Source organism: Paractinoplanes durhamensis, from assembly GCF_016862175.1.
GTDB classification, from domain to species: Bacteria; Actinomycetota; Actinomycetes; order Mycobacteriales; family Micromonosporaceae; genus Actinoplanes; species Actinoplanes durhamensis.
The window spans coordinates 24,770-49,245 of record NZ_BOML01000053.1 but is presented as its reverse complement, the minus strand read 5'-3'; the positions used below and the strand labels follow the sequence as shown (position 1 = coordinate 49,245).

Annotated in this window: 21 protein-coding genes and 1 tRNA gene; 16 read left to right on the top strand and 6 right to left on the bottom strand. The window is 69.1% G+C overall.

All coding sequences use genetic code 11. The annotated features are described in order from the left end of the window. Positions 1 to 17 precede the first annotated feature (17 nt). From Adu01nite_RS32970 to Adu01nite_RS32960, 3 genes are all read left to right on the top strand, one after another. On the top strand, positions 18 to 1,547 hold the full coding sequence (locus Adu01nite_RS32970) for an acyl-CoA carboxylase subunit beta (RefSeq protein WP_203732814.1): 1,530 nt from the start codon (positions 18 to 20) through the stop codon (positions 1,545 to 1,547). 12 nt (positions 1,548 to 1,559) lie between these two features. Then, positions 1,560 to 2,717 carry an acyl-CoA dehydrogenase family protein gene (locus Adu01nite_RS32965; protein WP_203732812.1) on the top strand — a complete coding sequence of 386 codons (1,158 nt, stop codon included), beginning with the start codon at positions 1,560 to 1,562 and terminating at the stop codon, positions 2,715 to 2,717. 117 nt (positions 2,718 to 2,834) lie between these two features. Then, positions 2,835 to 5,288, top strand: coding sequence for an ATP-binding protein (locus Adu01nite_RS32960; RefSeq protein ID WP_203732810.1), 2,454 nt, complete (start codon positions 2,835 to 2,837; stop codon positions 5,286 to 5,288). 415 nt (positions 5,289 to 5,703) lie between these two features. Here Adu01nite_RS32960 and Adu01nite_RS32955 read toward each other — a convergent pair whose 3' ends face one another. Next, the gene (locus Adu01nite_RS32955) at positions 5,704 to 6,204 is read right to left on the bottom strand and encodes a MarR family winged helix-turn-helix transcriptional regulator (protein WP_379130138.1); all 501 of its coding nucleotides are present in this window, start codon (positions 6,202 to 6,204) and stop codon (positions 5,704 to 5,706) included. A 96-nt stretch (positions 6,205 to 6,300) separates the two neighbouring features. Between Adu01nite_RS32955 and Adu01nite_RS32950 the strand changes: the two genes are divergently transcribed. Both Adu01nite_RS32950 and Adu01nite_RS32945 read left to right on the top strand, forming a co-directional pair. Then, positions 6,301 to 6,876, top strand: coding sequence for a YceI family protein (locus Adu01nite_RS32950; protein WP_203732806.1), 576 nt, complete (start codon positions 6,301 to 6,303; stop codon positions 6,874 to 6,876). Between the two features lie 167 nt (positions 6,877 to 7,043). Next, entirely contained in the window at positions 7,044 to 8,513 is a 1,470-nt protein-coding gene (locus Adu01nite_RS32945) for a glutamate-cysteine ligase family protein (protein WP_203732804.1), read from the top strand. A 21-nt stretch (positions 8,514 to 8,534) separates the two neighbouring features. Here Adu01nite_RS32945 and Adu01nite_RS32940 read toward each other — a convergent pair whose 3' ends face one another. Continuing rightward, a complete protein-coding gene (locus Adu01nite_RS32940) occupies positions 8,535 to 9,920 on the bottom strand; it encodes a Hansenula MRAKII killer toxin-resistant protein 1 (RefSeq protein WP_203732803.1) in 1,386 nt (461 codons plus the stop codon). A 141-nt stretch (positions 9,921 to 10,061) separates the two neighbouring features. Between Adu01nite_RS32940 and Adu01nite_RS32935 the strand changes: the two genes are divergently transcribed. Next, positions 10,062 to 10,895 (top strand): PASTA domain-containing protein, encoded by an 834-nt coding sequence (locus tag Adu01nite_RS32935; RefSeq protein WP_203732801.1) that lies wholly within the window; start codon positions 10,062 to 10,064, stop codon positions 10,893 to 10,895. A 24-nt stretch (positions 10,896 to 10,919) separates the two neighbouring features. Here Adu01nite_RS32935 and Adu01nite_RS32930 read toward each other — a convergent pair whose 3' ends face one another. After that, entirely contained in the window at positions 10,920 to 11,219 is a 300-nt protein-coding gene (locus tag Adu01nite_RS32930; protein ID WP_203732799.1) for a hypothetical protein, read from the bottom strand. Positions 11,220 to 11,608: 389 nt separating this feature from the next. Between Adu01nite_RS32930 and Adu01nite_RS32925 the strand changes: the two genes are divergently transcribed. The 3 genes from Adu01nite_RS32925 to Adu01nite_RS32915 all read left to right on the top strand — a co-directional run bounded on the left by Adu01nite_RS32925 (position 11,609) and on the right by Adu01nite_RS32915 (position 13,287). Beyond that, complete coding sequence (locus Adu01nite_RS32925; RefSeq protein WP_203732797.1) at positions 11,609 to 12,484, top strand: helix-turn-helix domain-containing protein; 876 nt, start codon at positions 11,609 to 11,611, stop codon at positions 12,482 to 12,484. Beyond that, positions 12,460 to 12,678 carry a DUF397 domain-containing protein gene (locus tag Adu01nite_RS32920; protein WP_203732896.1) on the top strand — a complete coding sequence of 73 codons (219 nt, stop codon included), beginning with the start codon at positions 12,460 to 12,462 and terminating at the stop codon, positions 12,676 to 12,678. The genes Adu01nite_RS32925 and Adu01nite_RS32920 overlap by 25 nt, the downstream gene beginning before the upstream one ends. Positions 12,679 to 12,828: 150 nt before the next feature. Beyond that, complete coding sequence (locus tag Adu01nite_RS32915) at positions 12,829 to 13,287, top strand: hypothetical protein (protein ID WP_203732795.1); 459 nt, start codon at positions 12,829 to 12,831, stop codon at positions 13,285 to 13,287. A gap of 3 nt (positions 13,288 to 13,290) precedes the next feature. Here the strand turns inward: Adu01nite_RS32915 and Adu01nite_RS32910 are convergent, their stop codons facing one another. From Adu01nite_RS32910 to Adu01nite_RS32900, 3 genes are all read right to left on the bottom strand, one after another. Next, positions 13,291 to 13,902: a hypothetical protein gene (locus Adu01nite_RS32910; RefSeq protein WP_239132869.1), complete on the bottom strand. Its 612-nt coding sequence runs from the start codon at positions 13,900 to 13,902 to the stop codon at positions 13,291 to 13,293. Between the two features lie 116 nt (positions 13,903 to 14,018). Continuing rightward, complete coding sequence (locus Adu01nite_RS32905) at positions 14,019 to 14,843, bottom strand: WecB/TagA/CpsF family glycosyltransferase (RefSeq protein WP_203732793.1); 825 nt, start codon at positions 14,841 to 14,843, stop codon at positions 14,019 to 14,021. A 399-nt stretch (positions 14,844 to 15,242) separates the two neighbouring features. Further along, positions 15,243 to 15,325, bottom strand: a tRNA-Leu gene (locus Adu01nite_RS32900). A 210-nt stretch (positions 15,326 to 15,535) separates the two neighbouring features. Between Adu01nite_RS32900 and Adu01nite_RS32895 the strand changes: the two genes are divergently transcribed. The 7 genes from Adu01nite_RS32895 (at position 15,536) to pknB (ending at position 24,470) form a co-directional block, all read left to right on the top strand. Then, a complete protein-coding gene (locus tag Adu01nite_RS32895; RefSeq protein WP_203732792.1) occupies positions 15,536 to 16,321 on the top strand; it encodes an FHA domain-containing protein in 786 nt (261 codons plus the stop codon). 5 nt (positions 16,322 to 16,326) lie between these two features. Further along, positions 16,327 to 16,809 carry an FHA domain-containing protein FhaB/FipA gene (locus tag Adu01nite_RS32890; protein WP_203732790.1) on the top strand — a complete coding sequence of 161 codons (483 nt, stop codon included), beginning with the start codon at positions 16,327 to 16,329 and terminating at the stop codon, positions 16,807 to 16,809. Continuing rightward, entirely contained in the window at positions 16,806 to 18,224 is a 1,419-nt protein-coding gene (locus Adu01nite_RS32885) for a PP2C family protein-serine/threonine phosphatase (RefSeq protein ID WP_203732788.1), read from the top strand. Before Adu01nite_RS32890 ends, Adu01nite_RS32885 begins: the two co-directional genes overlap by 4 nt. 80 nt (positions 18,225 to 18,304) lie before the next feature. Beyond that, the gene (locus Adu01nite_RS32880; protein WP_203732786.1) at positions 18,305 to 19,765 is read left to right on the top strand and encodes an FtsW/RodA/SpoVE family cell cycle protein; all 1,461 of its coding nucleotides are present in this window, start codon (positions 18,305 to 18,307) and stop codon (positions 19,763 to 19,765) included. After that, the gene (locus Adu01nite_RS32875) at positions 19,762 to 21,261 is read left to right on the top strand and encodes a peptidoglycan D,D-transpeptidase FtsI family protein (protein ID WP_203732784.1); all 1,500 of its coding nucleotides are present in this window, start codon (positions 19,762 to 19,764) and stop codon (positions 21,259 to 21,261) included. The genes Adu01nite_RS32880 and Adu01nite_RS32875 overlap by 4 nt, the downstream gene beginning before the upstream one ends. Beyond that, positions 21,262 to 22,632 carry a serine/threonine-protein kinase gene (locus tag Adu01nite_RS32870; RefSeq protein WP_203732782.1) on the top strand — a complete coding sequence of 457 codons (1,371 nt, stop codon included), beginning with the start codon at positions 21,262 to 21,264 and terminating at the stop codon, positions 22,630 to 22,632. It begins immediately after the preceding gene. Beyond that, positions 22,629 to 24,470 carry a Stk1 family PASTA domain-containing Ser/Thr kinase gene (gene pknB / locus Adu01nite_RS32865; protein ID WP_203732780.1) on the top strand — a complete coding sequence of 614 codons (1,842 nt, stop codon included), beginning with the start codon at positions 22,629 to 22,631 and terminating at the stop codon, positions 24,468 to 24,470. Before Adu01nite_RS32870 ends, pknB begins: the two co-directional genes overlap by 4 nt. The last annotated feature ends 6 nt before the right edge of the window (positions 24,471 to 24,476 follow it).

The window sequence follows — 24,476 nt, the reverse complement described above, 5'->3', positions numbered from 1 at the left end:
ATCCCAGGGGGAACGACTTGACCATCGACGAGGAGTCGCTCGCGCAGGTCCGCAAGCGCGTCATGGCCGGCGGCGCCGAGCGCTACCACGCGGCCAATGCGGGCAAGGGCAAGCTCTTCGCGCGCGAACGCATCGCCCTGCTGGTCGACGAGGGCTCCTTCGTCGAGGACGGTCTCTATGCCAACAGTCTCGCCGAGGGACTGCCCGCCGATGGCGTGATCACCGGAACCGCCCGGATCGCCGGCCGCGACATCTGCCTGATGGCCAACGACTCCACGGTGAAGGCCGGTTCGTGGGGTGCGCGCACGGTCGAAAAGATCATCCGCATCATCGAGCGTGCCTACGAATACTCGGTGCCGATGGTCTACCTGGTCGACTCGGCCGGCGCGCGGATCACCGATCAGGTCGACCTGTTCCCCGGCCGCCGCGGCGCCGGCAAGATCTTCCACACGCAGGTCCGGGCCTCCGGAGCGATCCCGCAGGTCTGCGCGCTGTTCGGCCCGTCCGCGGCCGGTGGCGCCTACATCCCGGCGTTCTGCGACGTCGTGATCATGGTCGAGGGCAACGCCAGTATGTATCTGGGCTCCGACCGCATGGTCGAGATGGTCACCGGTGAGAAGACGACGCTGGAGGCGATGGGCGGTGCCCGGGTGCACTGCGCCGAGTCCGGCGTCGGCCACTTCCTCTGCAAGACCGAGCCCGAGGCTCTCGACACGGTCAAGCGCTACCTCTCCTACCTGCCGGCCAACTGGCAGCAGAAACCGCCGGCGGCGCCGGCGGCGGAATCGTCGGGAGCGGACCTGGGCGCTTTGGTTCCGGCGAGCGAGCGCCAGGCTTTCGACATGCGGCGGTACGTCAAGGGCCTGGTCGACGCCGACTCGTTCTTCGAGATCCATGCCCTGTGGGCCAGAGAGCTCACGGTCGGGTTCGCCCGGCTGAACGGCGAGGTCGTCGGGCTTCTCGGCAACAACTCGATGTTCAAGGGCGGCGTGCTCTTCGTCGACTCGGCCGACAAGGCGGCCCGCTTCGTCCAGCTCTGCGACGCCTTCAACGTGCCGCTGATCTTCCTCTCCGACGTGCCCGGCTTCATGGTCGGCTCGGCGGTGGAGAAGCAGGGCATCATCCGGCACGGCGCCAAGATGATCACCGCGATCTCCGAGGCCACCGTGCCGAAGATCTGCGTGGTGGTCCGCAAGGCGTACGGCGCCGGGCTCTACGCGATGGCCGGCCCCGGCTTCGATCCGGACGCCACGATCGCCCTGCCCACCGCCAAGATCGCGGTGATGGGCGCGGAGGCCGCGGTCAACGCGGTCTACGCCAACAAGATCGCCGCGCTGCCGACCGACGAGGAGCGGGCCGCGTTCGTGCGCGACCGCCGCGCCGAGTACGAGCAGGACATCGACATCATGCGCCTGGCCAGCGAGTTGGTCGTGGATGCGGTTGTCGAGCCCGCTCAACTCCGTACCGAAATAGGCCGGCGCATCGCCGCCGCCCGCAACAAGGACCGCAGTTTTTCCCGGCGCCGGCACGGCGTCACGCCCGTCTGACAGGAGTAGGACATGGTCGACTTCCGGCTCGGCGAAGAGCAGGAGGCGCTGCGCACCAGCGTGCGTGACTTCGCTCAGGAGCAGGTCGCGCCGGTGATCGGCGAGCACTACGAACACAAGACTTTCCCTTATGACCTGGTTCGCCAGATGGGCAAGATGGGTCTTTTCGGCCTGCCGTTCCCGGAAGAGGTCGGCGGCATGGGCGGTGACTACTTCGCGCTCTGCATCGCCCTCGAGGAACTGGCCAGAGTGGACAGCTCGATCGCCGTCACGCTCGAGGCCGGGGTGTCGCTGGGCATCATGCCGATCTACCGGTTCGGCTCGCCGGAGCAGAAGGACCGGTGGCTCCCGCAGCTCACCAGCGGTGAAGGGCTGGCCGCGTTCGGCCTGACCGAGCCGGGCTCGGGCTCCGACGCCGCCGCGATCACCACCCGCGCCGTGCTCGACGAGTCGACCGGCGAGTGGGTGATCAACGGTGCCAAGGCCTTCATCACCAACTCCGGCACCGACATCACCCGCCTGGTCACCGTGATGGCGGCGACCGGCACCAACCCCGACGGTTCCAAGGAGCTGTCCACCATCATCGTCCCGGCCGGCACGCCGGGCTTCTCGGTCGCGCCCGGTTATTCCAAGGTCGGCTGGTGTGCATCCGACACGCACGAGCTTTCCTTCGATGACGTACGCGTCCCGGCGGCCAACCTTCTCGGCGCGCGAGGTCGCGGCTTCGCCCAGTTCCTGCGGATCCTCGACGAGGGTCGGATCGCGATCGCGGCGCTCTCGGTCGGCCTGGCCCAGGGGTGCGTCGACGAATCGGTGAAGTACGCCGGTGAGCGCGTCGCGTTCGGCCGGCCGATCGGCAACTACCAGGCGATCCAGTTCATGATCGCGGACATGGAGCTGCGCGCGCACACGGCCCGGCTCGGCTATTACGACGCCGCGGCCCGGATGCTGGCCGGCGAGGACTTCAAGCGGTACGCCGCGATCGCCAAGCTCAACGCCAGCAACGCGGCGATGGAAAACAGTCGGTGGGCGACCCAGGTGCACGGCGGCTACGGCTTCATGAACGAGTCGCCGGTCGGCCGCTTCTACCGGGACGCCAAGATCCTCGAGGTCGGCGAGGGCACCTCCGAGGTGCAGCGCATGCTGATCGCTCGCGGCCTGGGGTTGTAGGGCCGTTTCCCCAGCACTGTGGATAGACCGGGCAAATGAGGACCAGAGTTCCGTCTCCTTTCCGACAGGGTTGGATGTCTGCTCGCTCGTACGCGCATACGTGCATAAGTTCAGACCATGGCGGCAGATGGGGGTGCGGGCCAGGGCGGCGGCAGCTTTGCCGTCGTGCTGCGCCGGCACCGTCTGCGGTCCAAGCTGACCCAGGAAGAGCTGGCCGCGCGGGCCGCGATCGGTGTCCGCACGGTTCGTGACCTGGAGCGCGGCCGGGCCTCCCGCCCGCAGCGCACCACCGTCGAGCTGCTGGCCGCCGCCCTCGGACTGGCCGGCCCCGAGCGGGACACCTTCCTCGCCGCCGCCCGCGGCCACGCCGAGGAAGCGCTGCCGCCGACCCCTTTCCTGCAGATGCCTCCCACGATCGAGCTGATCGGTCGGGACGACGACGCCGCCGAGCTGGTTGCCCGGCTCTCCGATTCGGACGGTCCGCGCGGCGTCACCCTGGTCGGCATCGCCGGCGTCGGCAAGACCAGCCTGGGCCTGGTCGTCTCGCACCGGGCGGCCACGGCGTACCCGGGCGGGGTGGCCGGGATAGTGATCACCGAGGGCCTGTCGGTCGGCGAGATGCTCAGCGGCATCGCGGCCGTGTTCGGGGTCGGCCGCGCCGACGATCTGACCGGCCATTTCGCCGGCCGGGCCGCGCTGCTCTTCGTGGACGGGGTGGAGCGCGCGCCCGAGACCGGCGCCGAGGCGCTGAGCCGGTTGCTCGACCAGCTCCCGGCGATGCGGTTCCTGGCCACCGGCCGGCACCCGGTCGGCCTGCCCGCCGAGCGGGTCTGGCCGCTCGCCCCGCTGGTCGCGCCGCCCCCGGAGACGGCGAACACGATCGCGGCGATCTCGGCGTACCCCGCCGTCGGTCTCTTTCTCGACCGGCTCGGCCGGGTGCGCCACACCGAGCTCGAGCCGGACGAGATCGAGCCGCTCGCCACCCTGGTCCGCCGGCTCGGCGGCATCCCGCTCGCGATCGAGCTGGCCGCGGCCCGCGGCCGCGTGCTCACCATCCCCGAGATCCTCGAGCGGTACGGTGACCGCGTCCTCGACCTGGACCGCCCGGCCGGCGCACCCGACGGCGTGGTCTCGCTGCGGGATGCGGTGGCGGCCAGCTACCGGCTGCTCAACGCCGGTGAGCAGCACGCACTGCGCCGCCTCGCGATGTTCCGTTACCGCTGGTCGCTGGCGCTGGCCGAGCAGATCACCGAGGGCACCCAGACCGACGGCGCCGACGTCGTGCACCTGCTCGACCGCCTGCTCGAGCTCGGCCTGCTCAACGTGCGCGGCCGGCGCACCTTCCGGTTCCGGCTGCTCGACGTGGTGCGCGACTACTCGGCCGAGCGGGCCGCCGCGGCCGATGAGCTGACCGACGCCCGGCGCCGGCACGCCCTGGTCTTCGCCGACCTGGCCCAGCAGATCGCCCCCGACCTGATCGGCACCGGCCTGACCGACGCCGCGACCCGCCTCGACGACGTGGTCGGCGACCTCGGCACCGCTCTCGCGTTCGCCGCCGCCGAGGATCCGCAGACCGCCCTGCGTATCGCGGCGGCGTTGCCGCGCTGGTGGCGGTTCCGCGGGCGGGATGTCAGCGGCCGGCAGTGGCTGCGCCGCCTGCTCGACGACCCGCGCACGGCCGACGCCGACCCGGCCACCCGGGCCTGGGCCAAGGTCGGTCTGGCCCAGCTGGCGCTCGAGCACGGGGCCGGCGCCGAGGAGATCGGTTCGGCGACCGCCGCGGTCGCCGAGTTCGAGCGGCTCGGCTCGGGGGCCGGGCAGCTCGCCGCGCACACCCAGCTCGCCTCGCTGTGGATGACCATCGGCGGCCACGACCAGGCCCGCCGGCACGGTGCGGCGGCCCTGGCCCTGGCCCGCGAGAGCGGCAGGATCCGCGACATGGCCGTCGCCGAGAACAACCTGACCTGGCACGAGATCCGCGAGGGGGACCTGCCGGCCGCGCGACGGCGCCTCGCCGCGGTCGACGAGTTGGCCGGCCGGTGCGGCGAGGAGCGGCTGCGGGCGGTGGCGCTGACCAACCTGGCCGAGGTGGCGCGGCTCGACGGCCGGCCGGAGGAGGCCGAGCGGCTGGGCCGCAGCGCGATGCCCGAGCTCGATCGGGTCGGCGACCCCAACCACCGGCGGCGACTGCTCGTCACGATCGGCCTGGCGCTGGCCGAGTCGGGCCGGATCGTCGAGGCGCAGGAGATCCTGGAGCGGCTGCGGCTGCCGGAGGACCAGGCGCCGGACGGGCCGGCGGCGGTGGTCGAGGCGGCGGTGGCCCTGCAGTTGGGTGAGCAGAAGCGCGCGGCCGAGTGCTTCGCGCGGGCCGCGGAGGCCTACGAGGGAGCGCATGACCTGCGGGATGTGGTCGAGGCCCTGGCCGGCTTCATCGTGAGCACACCGAATCAGGAAGACCGGGCGGCGGCGGTGCTGAGGATGGCCGACCTCTGCCGGTCGGGTGGCATCACATTGTTGCCGCGGGAGCGGGACCGGCTCGGCCCGGCGATCACCGCCCAGGTGGTGGGGTGACCCGCCGACCGGTCCTTCGGCGCGCTGACGGCCGGCGATCGTGCCCCCCACGCGCCGGCCGTCGCCACGCCCCACCAGTAACGCGGCGAGAACGAAGCTCCCCCGTCAGCCCCGTACGTCGCCTCGGTCGCGCCGCATCCCCCTTGCGCTGATCACAGTAGCCACGGGAGTCTGACCGACCCGGAAGATATGTCCGTTTAGACCAACGCGCGGCGCGGTTCTGCCGGTATTTCTGCCGGTTGCGAGTTGAGGGGCTGTCCTGCCGATTACGCGGGGCTGCGGCGTGGCCCAGCCGCCGTCTGGCCGCACGGCGCCAACACCCAGATACAACACCGGTATCCGGGCGCCCGCGCCGCGCACCCAGACGACACAGAGAGGACCTCGCCTCGCTCCCACGTAATCGGCAGGACAGCCCCTAAGCAGCTTCGGCGGGAGTAGCGTCGTCGCTACCGGCCGTGGCGCACGGGTTCACGGCATCCCGGATCGTTCGCAGCGAGTCGAGCATGCCGGCCAGCTGCGCCGGCGACAGCTGTCCGATGAACCACTGCTGGACGAGGGCCAGATGGCCGGGGAGAACCTCGTCGAGCCGGACGCGACCGGCGTCGGTGATCACCGCGTAGGAGCTGCGGCGATCGCTGGGGCAGGCCTCGCGGCACACCAGGCCGTCCCGATCCATCCGGTCGACCACGCGGGTCACGCCGCTGGTGGACAGCGAGGTCTGGCCGGCGAGATCGGTCATCCGCAGGCGATTGCCGGGCGAACGGGCGAGGCGCATCAGCACCTCGAACTCGACGGCGGAGAGGCGGTGCTCCTCGAACTGTGCAGCGTAACGAGCGGTCAGCCCTGTGTACGCCTCAGCGAACAGGCCGGCCGCGGTGAAGCGGGGGTCATCCAGGTCGGTACTCACAGACGCCATCCTACCTCCGTCACTTGACAAGCGGAATATTGCCGCCGCTATAGTTGCTGTGTCACGCAATCATCCCCGCAGTGCTTCGAAAGAAGGAAACCAGTCATGACCGACGTCGTCAGCACCCGCCCGTTCGAGGGTCTGCAGATCCCGGTGGCCGGCACCTACGACCTGGACCAGGCGCACAAGCGGGTCGGCTTCGTGGCGCGACACCTCATGGTCAGCAAGGTGCGCGGTCAGTTCGCCGAGGCCACCGCGACCATCACGATCGGCGAGGACCCGCTGCAGTCCGGCGTGACCGCCTCGATCAACACGGCCAGCATCGAGACCGGCCAGGTCGACCGGGACAATCACCTGCGCAGTGGCGACTTCTTCGAGTCGGAGAAGTACCCGACGATCGAGTTCCGCAGCACCGGCATCAAGTCGCACGCCGGCGCCGAGTTCGTCCTCGACGGTGAGCTCACCATCAAGGGCGTGACCAAGCCGGTCGAGCTGGTCGTCGAGTTCGAGGGTGCCACCACCAGCCCGTACGGCAAGGGTGTCTTCGGCTTCAGCGCGCACACCGAGATCGACCGCGAGGACTGGGGCCTGACCTGGAACATGGCCCTCGAGTCCGGTGGCGTCATGGTCGGCAAGAAGATCAAGATCGAGATCGAGGGCGAGGCCGTCCGCCAGGACTGACCCCCCGGACCATTTGTCCACATGCGAGCCGCCGTCCGGATTCTGGACGGCGGCTCGTTGTTGTCTGGCGGACGCCCGTCCGGGATGGCAAGGTGGACCGAGCGCACACGTTCGCTCACAGGGTGGTGATCGAGTCCGTTTGGTGCCTGCCGGTGCCTGGAGGGTAAGTGGGCAAAGAACTCGCAACCATCGCCTTTGCGCCCGAGGACCGGGTCAACTACCGGCACAAGGTGCGGAGCTGCATGGATGCGCTCGCGCAGATGCTCGACGCCGACGCGTTCGATGAGCGGGAGGGGATGACCGGGCTCGAGATCGAGCTCAACCTGGTCGAGGACGACGGCCGGCCGGCGATGCGTAACGCCGAGGTGCTCGGCCACCTGGCCGATCCGGCTTTCCAGACCGAGTTGGGGCTGTTCAACCTCGAGCTGAACGAGCCGCCACGGCCGGTCGGCGAGCTCGGCGCCTACCGGCGCGACATTCTGGACAGACTTCGCAAGGCGTCCGAACGGGCCGCGAAAGCCGACACCGGCCTCGTGATGATCGGGATGCTGCCCACCCTCACCGCCGACGACCTGGTGCTGGCCAACCTGTCCGCCAACGAGCGCTATCGGCTGCTCAACGACGAGATGGCCGGGGCCCGCGGCGAGCAGTTCCACCTCGACATCCGCGGTGAGGAGCGACTGCGCAGCTCCAGCGACTCGATCGTGCCCGAGGCGGCCTGCACCAGCGTGCAGTTCCACCTGCAGGTGGCGCCCGGCCGCTTCGCCCCCTACTGGAATGCGGCCCAGGCCATCGCCGGCCCGCAGGTCGCGGTCGGGGCCAACTCTCCCTGGTTCCATGGTCGCCGGCTCTGGGCCGAGACCCGGATCGCCGTCTTCGACCAGGCCACCGATGTGCGACCCGACGAGCTGAAGGCCCAGGGGGTCCGCCCGCGGGTCTGGTTCGGCGAAAGCTGGATCACCTCGGTGTTCGACCTTTTCGAGGAGAACGTCCGCTATTTTCCGCCGCTGCTCCCGATCATGGACGACGAGGACCCGCTCAAGGTGCTCAACGCCGGCGGCATCCCGCACCTCGGTGAGCTGCGGCTGCACAACGGCACGGTCTACCGGTGGAACCGCCCGGTCTACGACGTCATGGAGGGCCGGCCGCACCTGCGGGTGGAAAACCGGGTGCTGCCCTCCGGTCCGACCGTCGCCGACCTGATGGCCAACGCCGCCTTCTATCTGGGCCTGACCCGCCAGCTCGCCGACGAGGAACGACCGATCTGGTCACAGCTGCCGTTCGCGGACGCCGCGGACAACTTTCACCGTGGTGCGCGCGACGGCTTCGACGCGGTGATGCGCTGGCCGCGGATCGGCGAGATCGCGGTGACCGACCTGGTCCGCTCGGTGCTGTTACCCAAGGCCCACCAGGGCCTCGATCGTTTCGGCGTCGACCCGGCCGACCGCGATGCGCTGCTCGGCATCATCGACGAGCGGTGCCGCACCGGCCAGAACGGCGCGACCTGGCAGACGGCCACGGTTCGGAACGCCGAACGCCGCGGTCTCAGCCGGCAGGCGGCTCTGCACGAGATGCTCCGGCTCTACCGCCTCCACCAGGACACCGACGAACCGGTGCACACCTGGCCGGTCGCCTGAGCCGGCCGCTTTGCCGGCAGGTCAGTCGTCGGCCGTCGGCTTCGGGTTGATCCGGGCGACCGTCGGTGCGTCGGGCGGCGGCGTGACCGTCGACCGCACCTCCTTGGGGGCCGGGGCCTTGGCCGGCTGGGTGGCCTTCCGGCCTCGGAGCCGGCCGGGCCGGGCCGCGGCGGCGATCTCCGGGTCGTTGACGGCGGTCGGCGCCTTCGGCGGCTCGTTGAGCGGGGTCGGCGTCTTGGCCGCGGCGACCGGCGTCGGGTTGGGCCGGGAATCGCGCTTGGCCGAGTCGTCCGCCTTCGGTGACGGTGTTGCCGGCTTCGGCGCGGGGTCGGCCGGCTTGGCCTGGGCGGGCAGCTTGGCGCGCCCGGTCGGCGTGGATGCGGCGGCCGCGGCGGCAGCAGCAGCGGCCAGGGCCGGCTGGGGTACGGCCGGGGACGACGTGGCGGCGATCGGCGACGGGCGGCGAGGCGATCCAGCCGCGAATGCGGGATCGTCGGCCGGCTCCTCTTCACCGACGGCGACCGGCGATGCCGAGCCGCGGCGGTTGGCCAGGGCCTTGGCGGCCGAGACGGTCAGGGCCGAGCCGGCCAGGCCGGCCAGCACCGCGTACGGGGCGATCAGGTAGGCGGACTCGAGCGGGCCCAGGTCGCCGGTCAGGCGCGGGGCCAGGACCAGGAACGATGCGGCCACCAGCAGGGGGCCGACGGCGCCGGAGGTGGCGGTGCCCAGGCCCAGGTTGCCGCGCCCGGCGGCGGGAGCGGCGGCGATGATGCCGATCAAGAAGGCCGCGCCCAGCGTGAGCAGGGCGCTCGGCCAGTAAATAGTGCCGTAGCGGCCGCCGGACGTGGCCTCGGCGAACTGCCAGCTGGTCAGATAGGTCGCGGAGGCGCGATGCAGGGACAGCTCCATCACGATCGACGTGATGGCCAGCGCCCACAGCCAGGCCGCGGTGGCGATCAGGTTGGCGCCCACCGGGCGGGAACGCACCGCCCAATACGCCACCAGGACGCCGAGCGCGATGCCGATCAACGCGTACGCGGCTGCTATCGACTGCGGGGAGCGCGCCTCCAGGCGTACCGAATCTCGGGCTGGAAGCGCGATCAGCGCGACGGCCACCAGGGCCCCGACCCCCGCGCAGAGTGCGATGGCGGCCGCCAGAGGCCCGCGTGACCGCTCAGCCTGCGCCTCGGCGGGCCGGCTTGCGATGATCGCGCCGAAGACCGTGGCGCTCGCGGTGATCCAGGTGGCCCAGCCGAGACTGCCGAGCCAGACGCTCGGGTCGGTGGTCGTGGCCACCGGCCAGACGACCACGCCCAAGCCGTAGCCCAGACCCAGTTGTGCGGCACCGGTGCCGGCGGCGACTCCGGCCGCCGTGGCGAAACGTCCTGTCCAGCCCTTGTCGGCCATGCGGGGCACTGTAGCGGTCACTTCCTATGCCTGCGAATCCATCAGTGGTGGTCAGTGCGGGGCTTCGGCCCGCCTGAGTAACACATGTGCACCAAGATTGAGTACCTTGACCCGTGCGGGTGACGGACGCGGAGGAGCGACATGTCCGACGAGAGCGACGAGACGCGGAGCTTCTCGCCCTTCGACGAGACCGAGGCCGGCGCCTCGGGTGGCAAGCCAAAATCACCGGAGCCGGATGCGACCGTCGCGGACGGTGACATTCTCCCGTCCGATGCTGACGCGACTCGGCTCGATCAGGGCGCGATCCGGGACGAGGCGACCAGGGTCACGCCGCGGGCGGATGCCACCTCGGTGATGCCGCCGGCCGAGGACGACTGGGCGGCGAGCCGAGCCAAGCCGGTGTGGTCGGGGCGGGCCGAGGTGCGGGCGCCGCAGCCGGGTCGCTCGTCCTACGACACCGACTGGCAGGCCGGGCCGCCGCCGGGTGCGGTCCAGAAGGATCGCTGGTGGATGCCGATCGTGGTGGGCATCGTGGTGCTGATCCTGCTGGCCCTGCTGGGCTGGGGCATCTACCTGATCGTGCAGAACTCCGGCAACGACACCAAGCCGGCCACCACCCCCACGACCACGGCCGCGACCAGCGCAGCGCCGAGTGCCTCGGCGACCACGCCGTCGAGCCAGCCGACGACGCCGAGCGCGTCCCCGACCACCACCGAGCCGACGCAGTCCGAAGTGCTCGTGCCGGCGCTGCTGGGGCTGGCCCTGGACGATGCGCGGGACGCGCTCAACCAGACCGGCCTGCGCTACCGCGTGCTCTATCGGGACAGCACCGCACCGGCGGGGACCGTGATCGACAGTGATCCGGCGGAGGGGCAGGAGGTCCCACCGGACACCAGGGTCACGATCGTGGTCGCCGGAACGGGCGCGTCGACCGCGCCCAGCAGTGCCGTGTCGGCGAGCGCCGGCTCGAACTGACCAGCGTTCAGGGGTTGCCGGCGCTCAGCGGTTGGTGCGGACGCTCCGAGCCTGGATCGTGCCGGACACCACGCCGGGCTGCCGGCCGTTGCGCATCCGCGGGTCGGGCGCCTTGCCGACCGCACGCAGACCGCTGGCCTGCACAAAGATTGAGCGGCGTTCCACCGCGTCGCCGGTGGCGTTGAGTTCGTAGCCGTCCAGCCAGATCCAGCCCTCATATGTCGGCCAGTCGTGGACCCGGATGACCCGGAAGAGCATCGGCGCCGCAAATTGGACGCTCGCTGCCTTCGTCACGTGTATGACATCACCGGACCGAGGAAGCACCGTCATCTCCTGCCCTGAAACTTTGGTCGCGGGGTGAACCTTGACACGGAAGCACTTAGTGTGCCCGCCCTAAACACCATTGCAAGCATCCGACAATGCCAATCGCCAAAGCGTTGCAGAAAGTCACCGCCGCCGTTGTCAACCCCCGCCCTGAAGTGGATCTGTCCACGTAGGATGGAGAGTTACTCGGGCCCCCCGTAAACGGCGCCATTTCGGTGCTCCGGGCCGGACCGGACCGCATCACTCGAAGGTGCAGCGTGATGCGGGCCATACCCAGAAGATTGCACCACGAGTGGGGTCGATGCAAGTTGCATGTCAGCCTTCCGTGATTGTTGGTCTTCGTCACGGTCGTCTTGAACGATTAAATGATCGACAGAGAGACTGGGTCTGTGAATCAGCACCGGAGTCCCACAATTCGCCGCCGGCGCCTCGGGGTCGAACTACGCCGCCATCGCGAGGAGGCGGGCGTGACGATCGACGTCGTGGCCGAGCGACTCGGCTGCTCGACGTCCAAAGTGTCCAGAATTGAGACGGGACACACCAGTGCATCGCCCAGCGATGTTCAGCTCATTCTGGACATTTACGGCGTAGGCGACTCCGTCAAGACGGAATTAGTCCAAATAGCCAGGGAGGCTCGGCAGAAAGGGTGGTGGCACCCCTATTCCACCGTCCTGACCGGCGCATATGTCGGCCTGGAGACTGCCGCAAGATCTATTTGGGCGTACGAGCAACAGGTGGTACCCGGTCTGCTGCAGAGTGAAGAGTACGCAATTGCCCTTATTCGGGGGGCTCGACTGGATAACACCGAACAGGAAATAGAGCAGCGAGTCCGTGTCCGGATGCAACGTCAAGCGTTATTGATTCAGGACGATCCGATTGATCTTCGGGTGGTGCTGGATGAAGCGGTACTGAGTAGGCCGGTCGGCGGTGATGCGGTCATGCGTGGTCAGCTGACCAAATTGATCGAGGTAGCGCGCCTGCCGAACGTCACTCTGCAGATCTTGCCGTTCGCGGTCGGCGCCCACGCCGCGATGGACGGCACGTTCGTGATCCTGGAGTTCGAGGAGGAAGGAGACGCCGATGTGGTGTTCATCGACAACGCGACCGGCGGGCTCTTCCTCGAGAAGTCCGAGGAGCTTCGCAAGTACATCTCGATCTTCGACATCGTCCGGGCGGCCGCTCTCACCGCGGACGCGTCCATCGAGTGGATTGAAATGTTGGTAGAGGAGCCATTGTGGAAATCGAAGCGAAGGGTTACCGGCTAGATCTGAGCCGGGCACAGTGGTTCAAGAGCACGCGAAGCGGACCTAACTCTGACAACTGCGTCGAGGTGGCCTTCGTCGACGAGGCCATCGCGGTCCGGGACTCGAAGAACCCACAGGGAGCGGCGCTGATCTTCACAGCTGCCGAGTGGGACGCCTTCGTCGGTGGTGCGAAGGACGGCGAGTTCGACCTCTGACCTCGCCGTATGTCCAACTCCGGCCGGTTTGCCCGCTGTCGGCGGGTCGACCGGCCGTAGTCATTTTCCGGCTCGCCTCGTTGAACGGCACAAGCGCGGACCGGTCCGCGCCGACGGCCGGGTCATCACCGAGCGAGGCAAGGCAGACAAATGACGATAGGTTCGGAAAATCTCAGCAACGGCAACGGTACAGCCCAGGATCGCTTCAGCGGAGGGGTGAGCGCGTACCGGCAGAATCGGCGTGAGTCCCCGCTGACCTCCGAGAGCGGCGACACCGAACTGATGTCCCGGGCCGGCAACTCCGGCCTGCCCACCCGGTCGCCCGGCCGGTCGCACAGCATCGAGCCGACGAGCGCCCTGGACCGGGCGGCGAAGCTGCCGTCGCTGGATCTTCAGGGCCTGACCGAGCCGGTGTTCCCGTCGTCGGGCTGGCCGGACTCGAGCTCCGGTGGTTCCCAGTCGATGGCCGACCACCCGCTGCTGCGTGGCCTGCTCCTGGAGCTGCCCGCCCGCGGGACGCTGCCGCCGTCCGACTGGCTGGACCGCTGGTTCGAGGCAGCCCGCTCGATCCTGGAACTCCTCTACGTCCAGGAAGCCAGGAAGAACTGACGGTCAGCGCGAGTTGACCGGAACCCGCGGACGGCTGCGGCCGATCGGCGCCAGCGCCAGCAGGCTGAGGCGGCTGTGCCGCACCGCCGCGCGCACCCCGATCGCCACCACCGCGGCCCCCACCACGGTGATCGCGTAACCGGCCACATCGGACGCCGGCACCTCGACGAGGCGCGCCGCGATCGGCACCCCCACCAGCGCCGCCAGCCCGGTCACCTGCATCGGCACCAGAATCAGCGGGTGCGCCGCGGCGGCTCGCAGCCCCGGCGGCAAGGGCGTCTGCGGCGCGGTGGCAAAAGCCCCCGCACCGCGCCGCACCTGCCCGAGCCGCCGTACCCCCACGGTCAGCACGACCAGCCCCGGAATGGTTGCCAGCAGCGCCGCGGCCGGCGCGACCGACTCACCTGGCAACAGCCACGTGACCGCCGGGACCGCCACGAACACCGCCGCCCCGATCATCACCAGCGCGCTGAGCCATCCAGCACGCCGGCGCAGCTCCGCCGCCGAACGGGCATTTTGCAGCCCATCCGCGACCAGCCCGGCCGCGACCCAGGTCACGGCGAGCGCCCCCACAAGCACGAGATCAGTGACGATGTCCACATCGACAGCCTTCACCGGTGGCCGACCGTCCGAAACCGGGTTAACACCCCACCGATCCCGTAGGGGATGGTGGCAAGCGCGCACCCGACCCCTAGGTGACTGTCCCTTTTAGGTGGATTGCCGGAGGGGGATCAAACCGCGAACGTCTCCACCGGCTCGGTGGCCGGCGCGGGCGGCGTCGCCTTCCAGAGACCCAGCTTCTGGGCCAGGAGGCGGGACACGTAGGCCGGGTTGAGCAGGATGTAGCGCTTCCAGAGCCGCTTGGGCTCCAGCCCGAGCCGCCACAGCCACTCCAGCGCGTACTTCTGCATCCACGCGGGCGGGTTCTTCAACAGCCCTGCGTGATAGTCGAAGGCGGCACCCACCGCGAGCAGCGGCATGTCCAGCAGCGGCCGCATCGCATAGGTGAACACTTCCTGCCGGGGGCACCCAAGACCGACAAGAACGATCCGGGCCCCCGAGGCCTTGATCCGTTCAGCGATCTCGACGGCTTCCCCCGGCCCCGACTTACGGAACTTGGAAGCTTCGACCCCCGCGATCTTCAGCGCGGGAAACATCTCTTCGAGCGCCGGCACCAACTTGGCAAGAGTCGGCTCGGTTGACCCGTACAGATAGATCGGAAGCCCCTCAGCCGCGGCCTGCTCAACGACCTTGAGCGTGAGCGTGGGCCCATAGACCCGATCGGTCAGCCCAGCAGAGTGCAGAAGGTTGAGAGCCATCCGAACCGGCTGCCCATCAGGCGTAACAAGATCAAAGGAGTTCAGCCGCCCGTTGTGCGCCCGGTCCTGAACCCCGGTCATGACGCCGTGAACAGCAAGAGCGGTAACCGCGAACCCTTGACGATCGCGAGCGGCCTGCATGATCCGAGAGACGGCATCGGCATAGTCGGTCACATCGACCAGGACACCGAGAACGTTCCGTTTCCCCTGGCCAACACCGGTCCGAGCAACGGTCACGACACGACTCTCCAGGATCCGACAGCAGGAAGCCAGCTGCGAGCTTACCTCGCGACCGGAATTTCACCCGTTAGACGACGTCCGGCCATACCCCAAGAACACGAAACCAAATCGTGATCAAGGCCGAATCCCCCATGAACCAGACCGAGTCGAGATCAAAGCGCAACCAAACCAGGATCTGCAACCACGGTGAACAACATCACGCAAGGTAACTGCCCAGTGTGAGGTAGACCGCGACCAAGCGCGACGTGCGACGCGCGAAGCGCGGAGGGTTTGACCGCGACCGACGCGCCCGGCGCAACCATCGCAACGCGGGGTTTCCGGGGGCTCGGCCCCCGGAGAAGATATGACGAGGGGCCCCGGTTCGCGCTTTTTGCGAACACAGGGCCCCGCCGCTCGTGGGGATGGGGGGAGTTGAACCCCCACGTCCTTTCGGACACACGGACCTGAACCGTGCGCGTCTGCCATTCCGCCACATCCCCGTGGCAAGTTGGCTTGTCGGGCCAACTTCTTGTTACTGCCTGCGACCGACTACGCTGTCGCAGGTTACTAAAGCAGGCCTAGTACCAAGCGAGTTGATATCGCCCGCGGCGCCAGGGAAGACTAGCACGGCGTCGACGGGGGTCATACGAGGGTCAGAAGTGCCGGGTGCTCTTTCGCTACAGCTGCGGAAGCGGCGGCCGGATACCATCATGTCCTCGGAAGCCGAGGAGGAGCCGGTGAGCGTGCTGCAGCGCTTTGAGAAGCGATTGGAAGGCCTGGTCGAGGGGGCCTTCGCGAAGGTGTTCAAGGGTGTCGTGCACCCGGTGGAGATTCTGAATGCGATGCAGCGGGAGGCCGAGGCACACAAGGCGATCCTCGCTGGTGGCCGTACCCTCGTGCCGAACCGCTACGTGATCGACCTCTCACCTTATGACCACAGCCGGCTCGCGCCGTACGCTGCCGCACTCGCCCAGGAGTTGGCGCAGTCGCAGGCAGAGTTCATCGGCGAGCAGGCGTGGACGGTTTACGGCGACGTGATCGTCGAGATCGAGCGCGGCGAGGGTCTGGACACGGGCATGTTCCGGGTGACCGCGGAGGTCTACACCGGTGGCGAGGTCGCCCCGGTGCAGCAGCCTGCGTATGACGCCGGCCCGCAGTACCCGCCGTACGACCAGCATCAGGGTGGTTATCAGCAGCACGGCGGCCCGAACGGCCGCAGTGTGGGTCTGGTGTCCGGTGACGGGCGCACCTACCCGTTGCAGATGGGTTCGACCGTGATCGGCCGGGGTGACCAGGCCAACCTGCGTCTTCCGGACGTCGGCATCTCGCGTCGGCACGCCCGTCTCGACTACGACGGCAACCAGGTCGTGTTGACCGACCTGGGGTCGACCAACGGCACGATGGTGAACGGCCAGCGGGTTTCCGCCGTGGCGCTCAACCCGGGCGACATGATTCAGCTGGGCACCACCACGCTGACCTTCCGAGTGGACGGCTAGGCACCTTGCCCGAATTCGTCCTTACCGTCGCCCGGTTCGGTTTCCTCATCCTTCTGTGGATCTTCGTATTCACCGTGGTGGGGGTGATCCGGCGGGATCTCTTCGCTGGGGTCCGGTCCAAGAGCATTGTCGCCAGCCCTCGGGGGGTGGGTGGCGCGATGCCGGCGGGCCGGCCGGCAAAGGTGAAGCGCGGTAAGGCCGCTCGGCAACTCGTGGTGACGGCCGGGCAACTGGCCGGAACCCGTATCACGCTGGGTGATCTGCCGATCACCATTGGCCGGGCGGAGGACTCGACGCTCGTCATCACCGACGATTTCGCCTCGGCCCGGCATGCTCGGATCGTCCCGCGGGATGGGCAGTGGTTCGTTGAGGATCTTGGCTCGACGAACGGCACCTACCTAGACCGCGGTAAGGTCTCCGGACCTACTCCCGTCCCCCTTGGCGTACCGATTCGCATCGGTCGCACATCTCTTGAGTTACGGCCATGACCCTGACCCTGCGCTATGCCGCTCAGAGCGACCGCGGTCTGATCCGAGACCTGAACCAGGACTCCGTCTACGCCGGGCCGCGGCTTCTTGCTGTCGCCGACGGGATGGGCGGCATGGCCGCCGGCGACGTGGCCTCCAACATTGTCATCGCCGCGATGGCGCCGCTCGACGAGGACGTGCCGGGCGATGCCCTGGTCGACGCCCTGCGTCATTCGGTCGGCATCGCCAACCAGCACCTGCGGGACACCGTCGACGCCAACCCTCAGCTCGAGGGCATGGGCACGACGCTGACCGCGGTGCTCTTCTCCGGCAGTAAGTTCGGCATGGTTCACATCGGTGACAGCCGGGCCTACCTGTTGCGGAAGGGCGAGTTCGCCCAGATCACCAAGGACGACACCTACGTCCAGATGCTGGTGGACGAGGGCCGGGTCAGTCCGGAGGAGGCGAGCAGCCACCCACAGCGGTCGCTGCTCACCCGCGCTCTGGACGGCCGCGACATCGACCCGGAGTATTCGGTTCGTCAGGTGCTCGCCGGTGACCGCTACATGATCTGCAGCGACGGCCTGTCCGGCGTGGTCAGTGCGGAGACGATCGGTCAGACCATGCGGGAGATCGTCGACCCGCAGGCCTGTGTCGAGCGGCTGGTGCAGCTGGCCCTGCGCGGCGGCGGCCCGGACAACATCACCGTGGTGATCGCCGACGCCACCGACAAGGACATCGTCGAGCAGACTCCGATCGTGGGCGGCGCGGCCTCCGTCGACCGGGGCAACACCACGGTGGCGGACGCGTCGACGTCGGCGGCCCGGGCGGCGGCGCTCAAGCCTCCGCGCCCGGCGCAGCCGCAGCCGGCCGAGACCGAGAACTTCGACCGCGACCTCGAGCCGAAGCGGCACCCGGTTCGCACCGGTCTGCTCGTGGTGGTGCTGCTCGCGGTGCTGGGCGGCGGCCTGTGGCTGGGCTACCGCTACACCCAGGATCAGTATTACGTGGGCGCGACCGAGGCCGGTCAGCTCGCGATCTTCCAGGGTGTGCCGGGCCAGATCGCCGGGCTCGACCTGTCCAGCGTGAACGAGACCAGCCCGGCCCGCCTCGACGACCTCACCTCGGTCGCGCAGGAGCGGGTCAAGCAGGGCATTCACGCGCAGAACCGGACGGATGCCGTCGAGACGCTCGCCGAGCTGACCGACGACAACCCGACCAACCCCAATCTGAAGCCGCTCTGCTCCACCACCGGCACGGCGCCGACCACCGCGGCCACCACGGCGCCGGCGGCACCTCCGGCGGGTACGGGGCAGTCCTCGGCGCCCGTCGCGACCACGGCGGCGCCCACCGTCGCGGCCACCACGCCGTCTGTCCAGGTCACCGAGAGCGTCCCGCCGGTCGACGATCCGGTCGGGTGCCGGACCGTTAACTGACTGACCATCCGCTCGACACGTCTGGGGAAGTCTTGACCGCGCCCGCCGTACCGGCTCCTTCGCCCGCTTCCACGGGTGAGATGTCGCGTATCCCGGGGATGAAGACCCACCGCAACGCGGAACTCGGTCTGCTCGCCTTCGTGATGGTCCTGGTGGCGGCGTACGGCGCCACCGTCGAGGCCAACCGGATCGGCGAGATCACCCCGACGTTCTGGGTGCCGGCGGCTCTGCTCAGCGTGCTCTTCCTGGGCCTGCACGTCGTCGTCCGGTTCACCGCGCCGTATGCGGATCCGGTGCTCATCCCGGCCGTCGCCCTGATCAACGGGCTGGGCGTGGGGTTCCTGCGCCGACTCGACATCGGTGACGCGCTCTCCGAGAAACTGCCGGTCCCGGGGATCTTCGCGGGTATCGGCGGACGTCAGCTGGCCTGGACGCTCGGCTCGCTCGTGCTCGCCGCGGTCCTGCTGCTGGTGGTTCGCGACCACAAGGTGGTCTCGCGATACGCGTACACCCTCGGGCTCGTGGGCATCGTGCTGGTGATGATCCCGGCGGTGCTGCCGAGCAGCCTGTCCGAGGTCAACGGCGCCAAGCTGTGGATCAAGCTGGGCGGGTTCTCGATCCAGCCCGGTGAGTTCGCGAAGCTCGCGCTGGTGTCGTTCTTCGCCTACTACCTGGTCCGCAAGCGCGAGGTGCTCTCGCTGGCCAGCAAGCGGTTCGTCGGCATCGACTTCCCGCGCGGCCGCGACCTCGGTCCGGTCGTCACGGTCTGGCTGCTCAGTCTCCTGGTCCTCGTCTTCGAGAAGGACCTGGGCACCGCGCTGCTCTACTTCGGGCTGTTCGTGGTGACGCTCTACGTCGCCACCGAGCGGGCCAGCTGGCTGATCATCGGTCTGCTGCTCTTCTTCGGCGGCGTCTACCTGGCCTACCTCCTGGGCGCATCGGTGGGCGGCCCGTTCGCCAACTTCTACGACCGCGCCCAGGTCTGGCTCGACCCGTTCGCCCTCTCCAACTACGAGCGCAACGGCGGCAGTTATCAGCTGGTGCAGAGCTTGCTGTCGCTGGGCACCGGCGGGCTGTTCGGTTCCGGGCCGGGGGCCGGCTCACCGCGGTTCGTGCCCGAGGTGCAGACCGACTTCATCTTCGCCGGCATGGGCGAGGAGATCGGCCTGTTCGGCCTGGCCGCGCTGCTCGTGGTCTACCTGCTGATCGTCGAGCGGGGGCTGCGGGCCGGCCTGGGGGTGCGGGACTCGTTCGGCAAGCTGGTCGCCGGTGGCCTCGCGTTCACCCTGGGCTTGCAGGTCTTCGTCATCCTGGGTGGTATCACCGGACTCATTCCGCTCACCGGCCAGACCACCCCGTTCCTGTCCGCGGGTGGTTCGTCGCTGATGGCGAACTGGCTGCTCATCGCGATGCTGCTGCGGATCTCGAACGCGGCCCGCGGCCCGGCGAACAGCGGCGGCGGCTCCGACCGCCCGGGTCCCGGACCCAAGAAAGCACCCACTCAACTGCACGGCGCCATGACGGAGGTGATCCAGCCGTGAACGCTCCCCTGCGACGAGCGGGCGTGGTCATCCTCGTCCTGTTCGGCCTGCTGTTCGCGAACCTGAACTGGGTTCAGGCCTACAAAGCCGACGAATACCGTACCAATGACTTCAACCGCCGGGTCGTCGTCGCGCAGTACGAACGGCCGCGTGGCGTGATCGAGGCGGGTGGCAAGGGCCTGGCGCAGAACCAGGTGACCGAGGACGCCCTGAAATACCTGCGGGTCTACCCGAAGAAGGAGATCTACGCTCCGGTCCTCGGCTACCGGCCGGTCAGCCTGGCCGCGACCGGGATCGAGGCCAGCGAGAACGACTTCCTCTCCGGGGAGAGCGACAAGCTCTTCGCCGACCGGGTGAAGGACATGTTCACCGGCAACAACACCGGCGGCGGCAACATCGTCCTCTCGCTGAACACCAAGGCGCAGGAGACTGCGTACAAGGAACTGCTCAACAACGAGCGGAACGTGAAGAAGGGTGCCGCGGTCGCGATCGATCCGCGGACCGGCGCGGTCCAGGCGATGGTGTCGATCCCCAGCTACGACCCGAACCCGCTGGTCAGCCACAACGAGAAGTCGGCCGCGGCGGCATACAACAAGCTGCTCAAGGACGACGACCAGCCGCTGCTCAACCGGGCTACCCAGGAGACGCTGCCGCCCGGCTCGACGATGAAGGTGATCATCTCGGCGGCGGCGCTCAGCAGCGGGCAGTACACCCAGCAGACCGAGATCCCGGCCGGCAGCAGCTACTCGGAGAGCGGCGCGGTCATCCGCAACGCCGAGGACGAGGTCTGCCCGGGCAGCCAGATCTCGCTGAAGGAAGCGCTGACCGAGAGCTGCAACACCGGTTTCGCGAAGCTGGGCGTCAAGCTCGGCCGGGACAAGGTCGTCGAGATGGCGAAGGCGTTCGGCTTCGAGGACGACAAGCTGACCGTCGGCAACCTGACCGGCAGCGGCCTGCCGGTGGCGGCCAGCCACACCGGTGACATCGCCAACCCGGACGGCAGCGTCGACAAGGGCGCGCTGGCCCAGTCGTCGATCGGCCAGCGGGATGTGCGGATGACCGCCATCCAGGGCGCGATGATCGCCGCCACGGTGGCGAACGGCGGCAAGCAGATGCGGCCCTACCTGGTGGAGAAGGAACTCAGCCCGGACCGCCGGACCATCTACACGGCCAGCCCGAAGGTCGCGCGCACGCCGATCAGCGACACCGTCGCCGGCGACCTCAAGGACATGATGGTCAGCGTCGTGGAGAACGGCACCGGCAAGAAGGCCAAGATCAGCGGCTACACGGTCGGCGGCAAGACCGGCACGGCGCAGAACGCGGTCGGTGCCGACCCGCACGGCTGGTTCATCGGCTTCGCCTACAACGACAAGGGTGAGCCGATCTCGGCGGTCTGCGTCATGCTGGAGAACGTGTCCGGTGGCCATGCCAGTGCCGAGGCTGCCCGAATCTCCGGTCTCATCATGAAGGCTGTTGCCGGCGGGGGAGGGGACTGAATGATCAGCCCTGGGGTGACCCTCGGCGGCCGCTACCGCCTCGACGAGCGCATCGCCGGCGGTGGGATGGGCGACGTGTGGCGCGGCACCGACGAGGTGCTGGGCCGGACGGTTGCGGTCAAGATCCTGCTCCCGGCCCTGCTGGACGAGCCCGGCTTCGCCGAGCGGTTCCGCGGCGAGGCCCGCACCATGGCCACGATCAACCACCCCGGGGTCGTCGACGTCTACGACTACGGCAGTGACCAGCAGCTCGCGTTCCTGGTCATGGAGTACGTCGAGGGCGACGCTCTGTCCCGCACGCTGAGCCGGGTCGGCCGGCTCACCCCGGCCCGCACGATGGCCCTGGTCGCCCAGGCCGCCGACGCTCTGCAGGCCGCGCACGCGAACGGCATCGTGCACCGCGACGTGAAGCCGGGCAACCTGCTGGTCCGCCCGAACGGCACGCTGGTGCTCACCGACTTCGGCATCGCCCGGTCGGCCCTGGTCGGCCAGTTGACCGTGGCCGGCTCGGTGCTCGGCACCGCGTCGTACATCTCGCCGGAGCAGGCCTCCGGCGAGGGCGCCACGCCGGCGTCCGATGTCTACGCGCTGGGCGTGGTCGCCTATCAGTGCCTCTCCGGGCACCGTCCGTTCGACGGCGCCACGCCGATCGAGATCGCGATGAAGCACGTCCGGGAGACGCCCCGGCCGCTGCCCGCCGACATCCCGCCGTCGGTGCGCGCCATCGTGGACCGTGCGCTGGCCAAGGACCCGTCGACCCGCTGGCCGTCCGCCTCGGCGATGGCCGCGGTGGCCCGGCAGGCCGCCTCGGCGCTGGCCACCAACTCGCACCAGTCGGCCGGCCAGCCCGCTCGCGCGGCCGCACCGGCCAGCCCCGCGGGCCCGCCGATCTCGAGTTCCCCGATCTCCGGCAGCGCCCGCCCGCCGTACCCTCCGGTGCCGCGACCCACGTCGGGCGCCCGCGGCGCCGCTTCCGTGCCGTCCGGTCCGCCGATCCAGCAGCCGCAAGCGCAGCCGCAGGCGTACCGCCCGCCGTATGCCCCGGCTCGGCCCGCCCCGGCGCAACCGGCTCAGTCGCAGCCGATGTCGGTGGGAAAGCCGGAGAGTTCGGCCGGCCGTCAGGTGCTGATCGTCCTGGCCGTCGTTCTCGCGCTGTTGGTGCTGCTCTGTGCGGGTGTCATCTCGTTCCTCTACAAGCAGAGCAAGCAGAATGGCACCAGTAGCGCACTGACTGATCGGCCCGCCGCGGTGGTCGTCGCTCAGATGGGCACCGCCGACAGTGAACCGTGGGCGGCGCCGTACCGTCTAACCAGACAGGCGGGAGCCAAACCCGGCTGGAACCGAGCTAACGAAGGACGACAGACGCTATGACGGCGCAGGCCCGCCTGCTCGGTGGCAGGTACCAGGTCGGCGAGCTGCTGGGCTACGGCGGTATGGCCGAGGTGCACCGGGGACGCGATCTCCGGCTTGGCCGCGACGTGGCCATCAAGAGCCTGCGCTCCGACCTGGCACGCGACCCGACCTTCCAGGAACGCTTCCGGCGTGAGGCGCAGAATTCCGCGGCGCTGAACCACCCGGCGATCGTCGCCGTCTACGACACCGGCGAGGAGCTCTCCTCGACCGGCGAGAAGCTGCCGTTCATCGTGATGGAGTTCGTCAACGGACGGACCCTCAAGGAAGTTCTCGCCCAGGAGCAGCGGCTGCAGACGCGCCGGGCGCTCGAGATCATCGCGGACATCTGCGCGGCCCTCGAGTTCAGCCACCGGCACGGGATCATCCACCGGGACATTAAGCCCGGCAACGTGATGATCACGCAGAACGGCCAGGTCAAGGTGATGGACTTCGGCATCGCCCGGGCCCTGGCCAGCGGTGCGACCACCATGACGCAGACCAGTGCGGTGATCGGCACGGCTCAATATCTTTCGCCCGAGCAGGCTCGCGGCGAGTCGGTCGACGCCCGCTCCGATGTGTACGCGGCGGGCTGTGTCCTCTTCGAGCTGCTCGTCGGGCACCCGCCGTTCGTCGGCGACAGCCCGGTGAGCGTGGCCTACCAGCACGTCCGGGAAGACCCGCGGGCGCCCAGCGACGTCGTCCCCGAGGTTCCGCGGGACGTCGACGCGATCGTCCTGAAGGCCCTCGCGAAAAACCCGATGAACCGGTACCAGAGTGCACAGGAGATGCGCGCCGACGCGTTGCGCGCCGTCTCCGGTCGCCCGGTGCTGGCCACGCCGGTGATGAGCGAGGCCGAAACGATGGCCATGCAGGGTCAGCAGACCCGGCAGTGGCAGCCGCAGGCCGCCACCACCATGCAGCGCCCGGTCGGCGGCATGCCGCCGCGCGAGCCGGAGCGCCGCAACTCGTCCTGGGTGATGGCCGCGCTGGCCGCCCTCGGCGTGCTGGTGGTGGTCGTGCTCGGCGTCGCGCTGGCGATGTCGCGCAATGACGACAAGAACGGCGACAAGGGCAATCAGCAGGCGGCCACCGTTCCGGTGCCCAGCCTGATCGGCAAGACCGACCAGCAGGCTCGGGCTCTGCTCACGGCGAAGGGCCTCAACAACGTCTCGCCGGGGACGCCGACCACCGGCGCGGACTGCGACGGCAAGATCCAGAGCCAGGATCCCCAGCCGAACGCGAACGTCACCACGGACCAGACGATCAGCTACGTGATCTGCAACAAGCCCGACGAGGTCCCGGTGCCGACCAACCTGGTCGGCGGCACCAAGCAGAACGCCGAGTCCACCCTGACCGGCCTCGGCCTCAAGGTGGAGTTCAAGCCGGTCAGCAGTTCCGCCCCGCTCGACCAGGTGGTCGCGGTGGAGAAGCAGGGCGAGAAGGTCGACCCGGGCACCGAGATCACGGTCAGCATCTCCAAGGCCAACCAGCTCAAGATGCCGAAGGTGACCGATCTGTCGGAGGGGGAGGCCAAGGCCGTCCTCGCCCAGGTCGGCGGCGGGTCGCTGAACGTCGGCACCAAAGAGGTCACCTCGAACGACCCGAACGCGGTGGTCGGCACGGTCGTCGCGCAGGACCCGAAGCCGGATGCCAAGATCGCGAAGGGTGACAACGTCACGCTCACGGTGATCGGTGAAGTCACCACCGACCCGAGCGGCGACCCGTCGCCCGGCGACACCTCGACGCCCGGCACCGGAGGTAACGGTGCCGGCGAGGTGGTCGGGCAGACCCTGGCCGTGGTCCGGCAGGACGACTGACAGCCG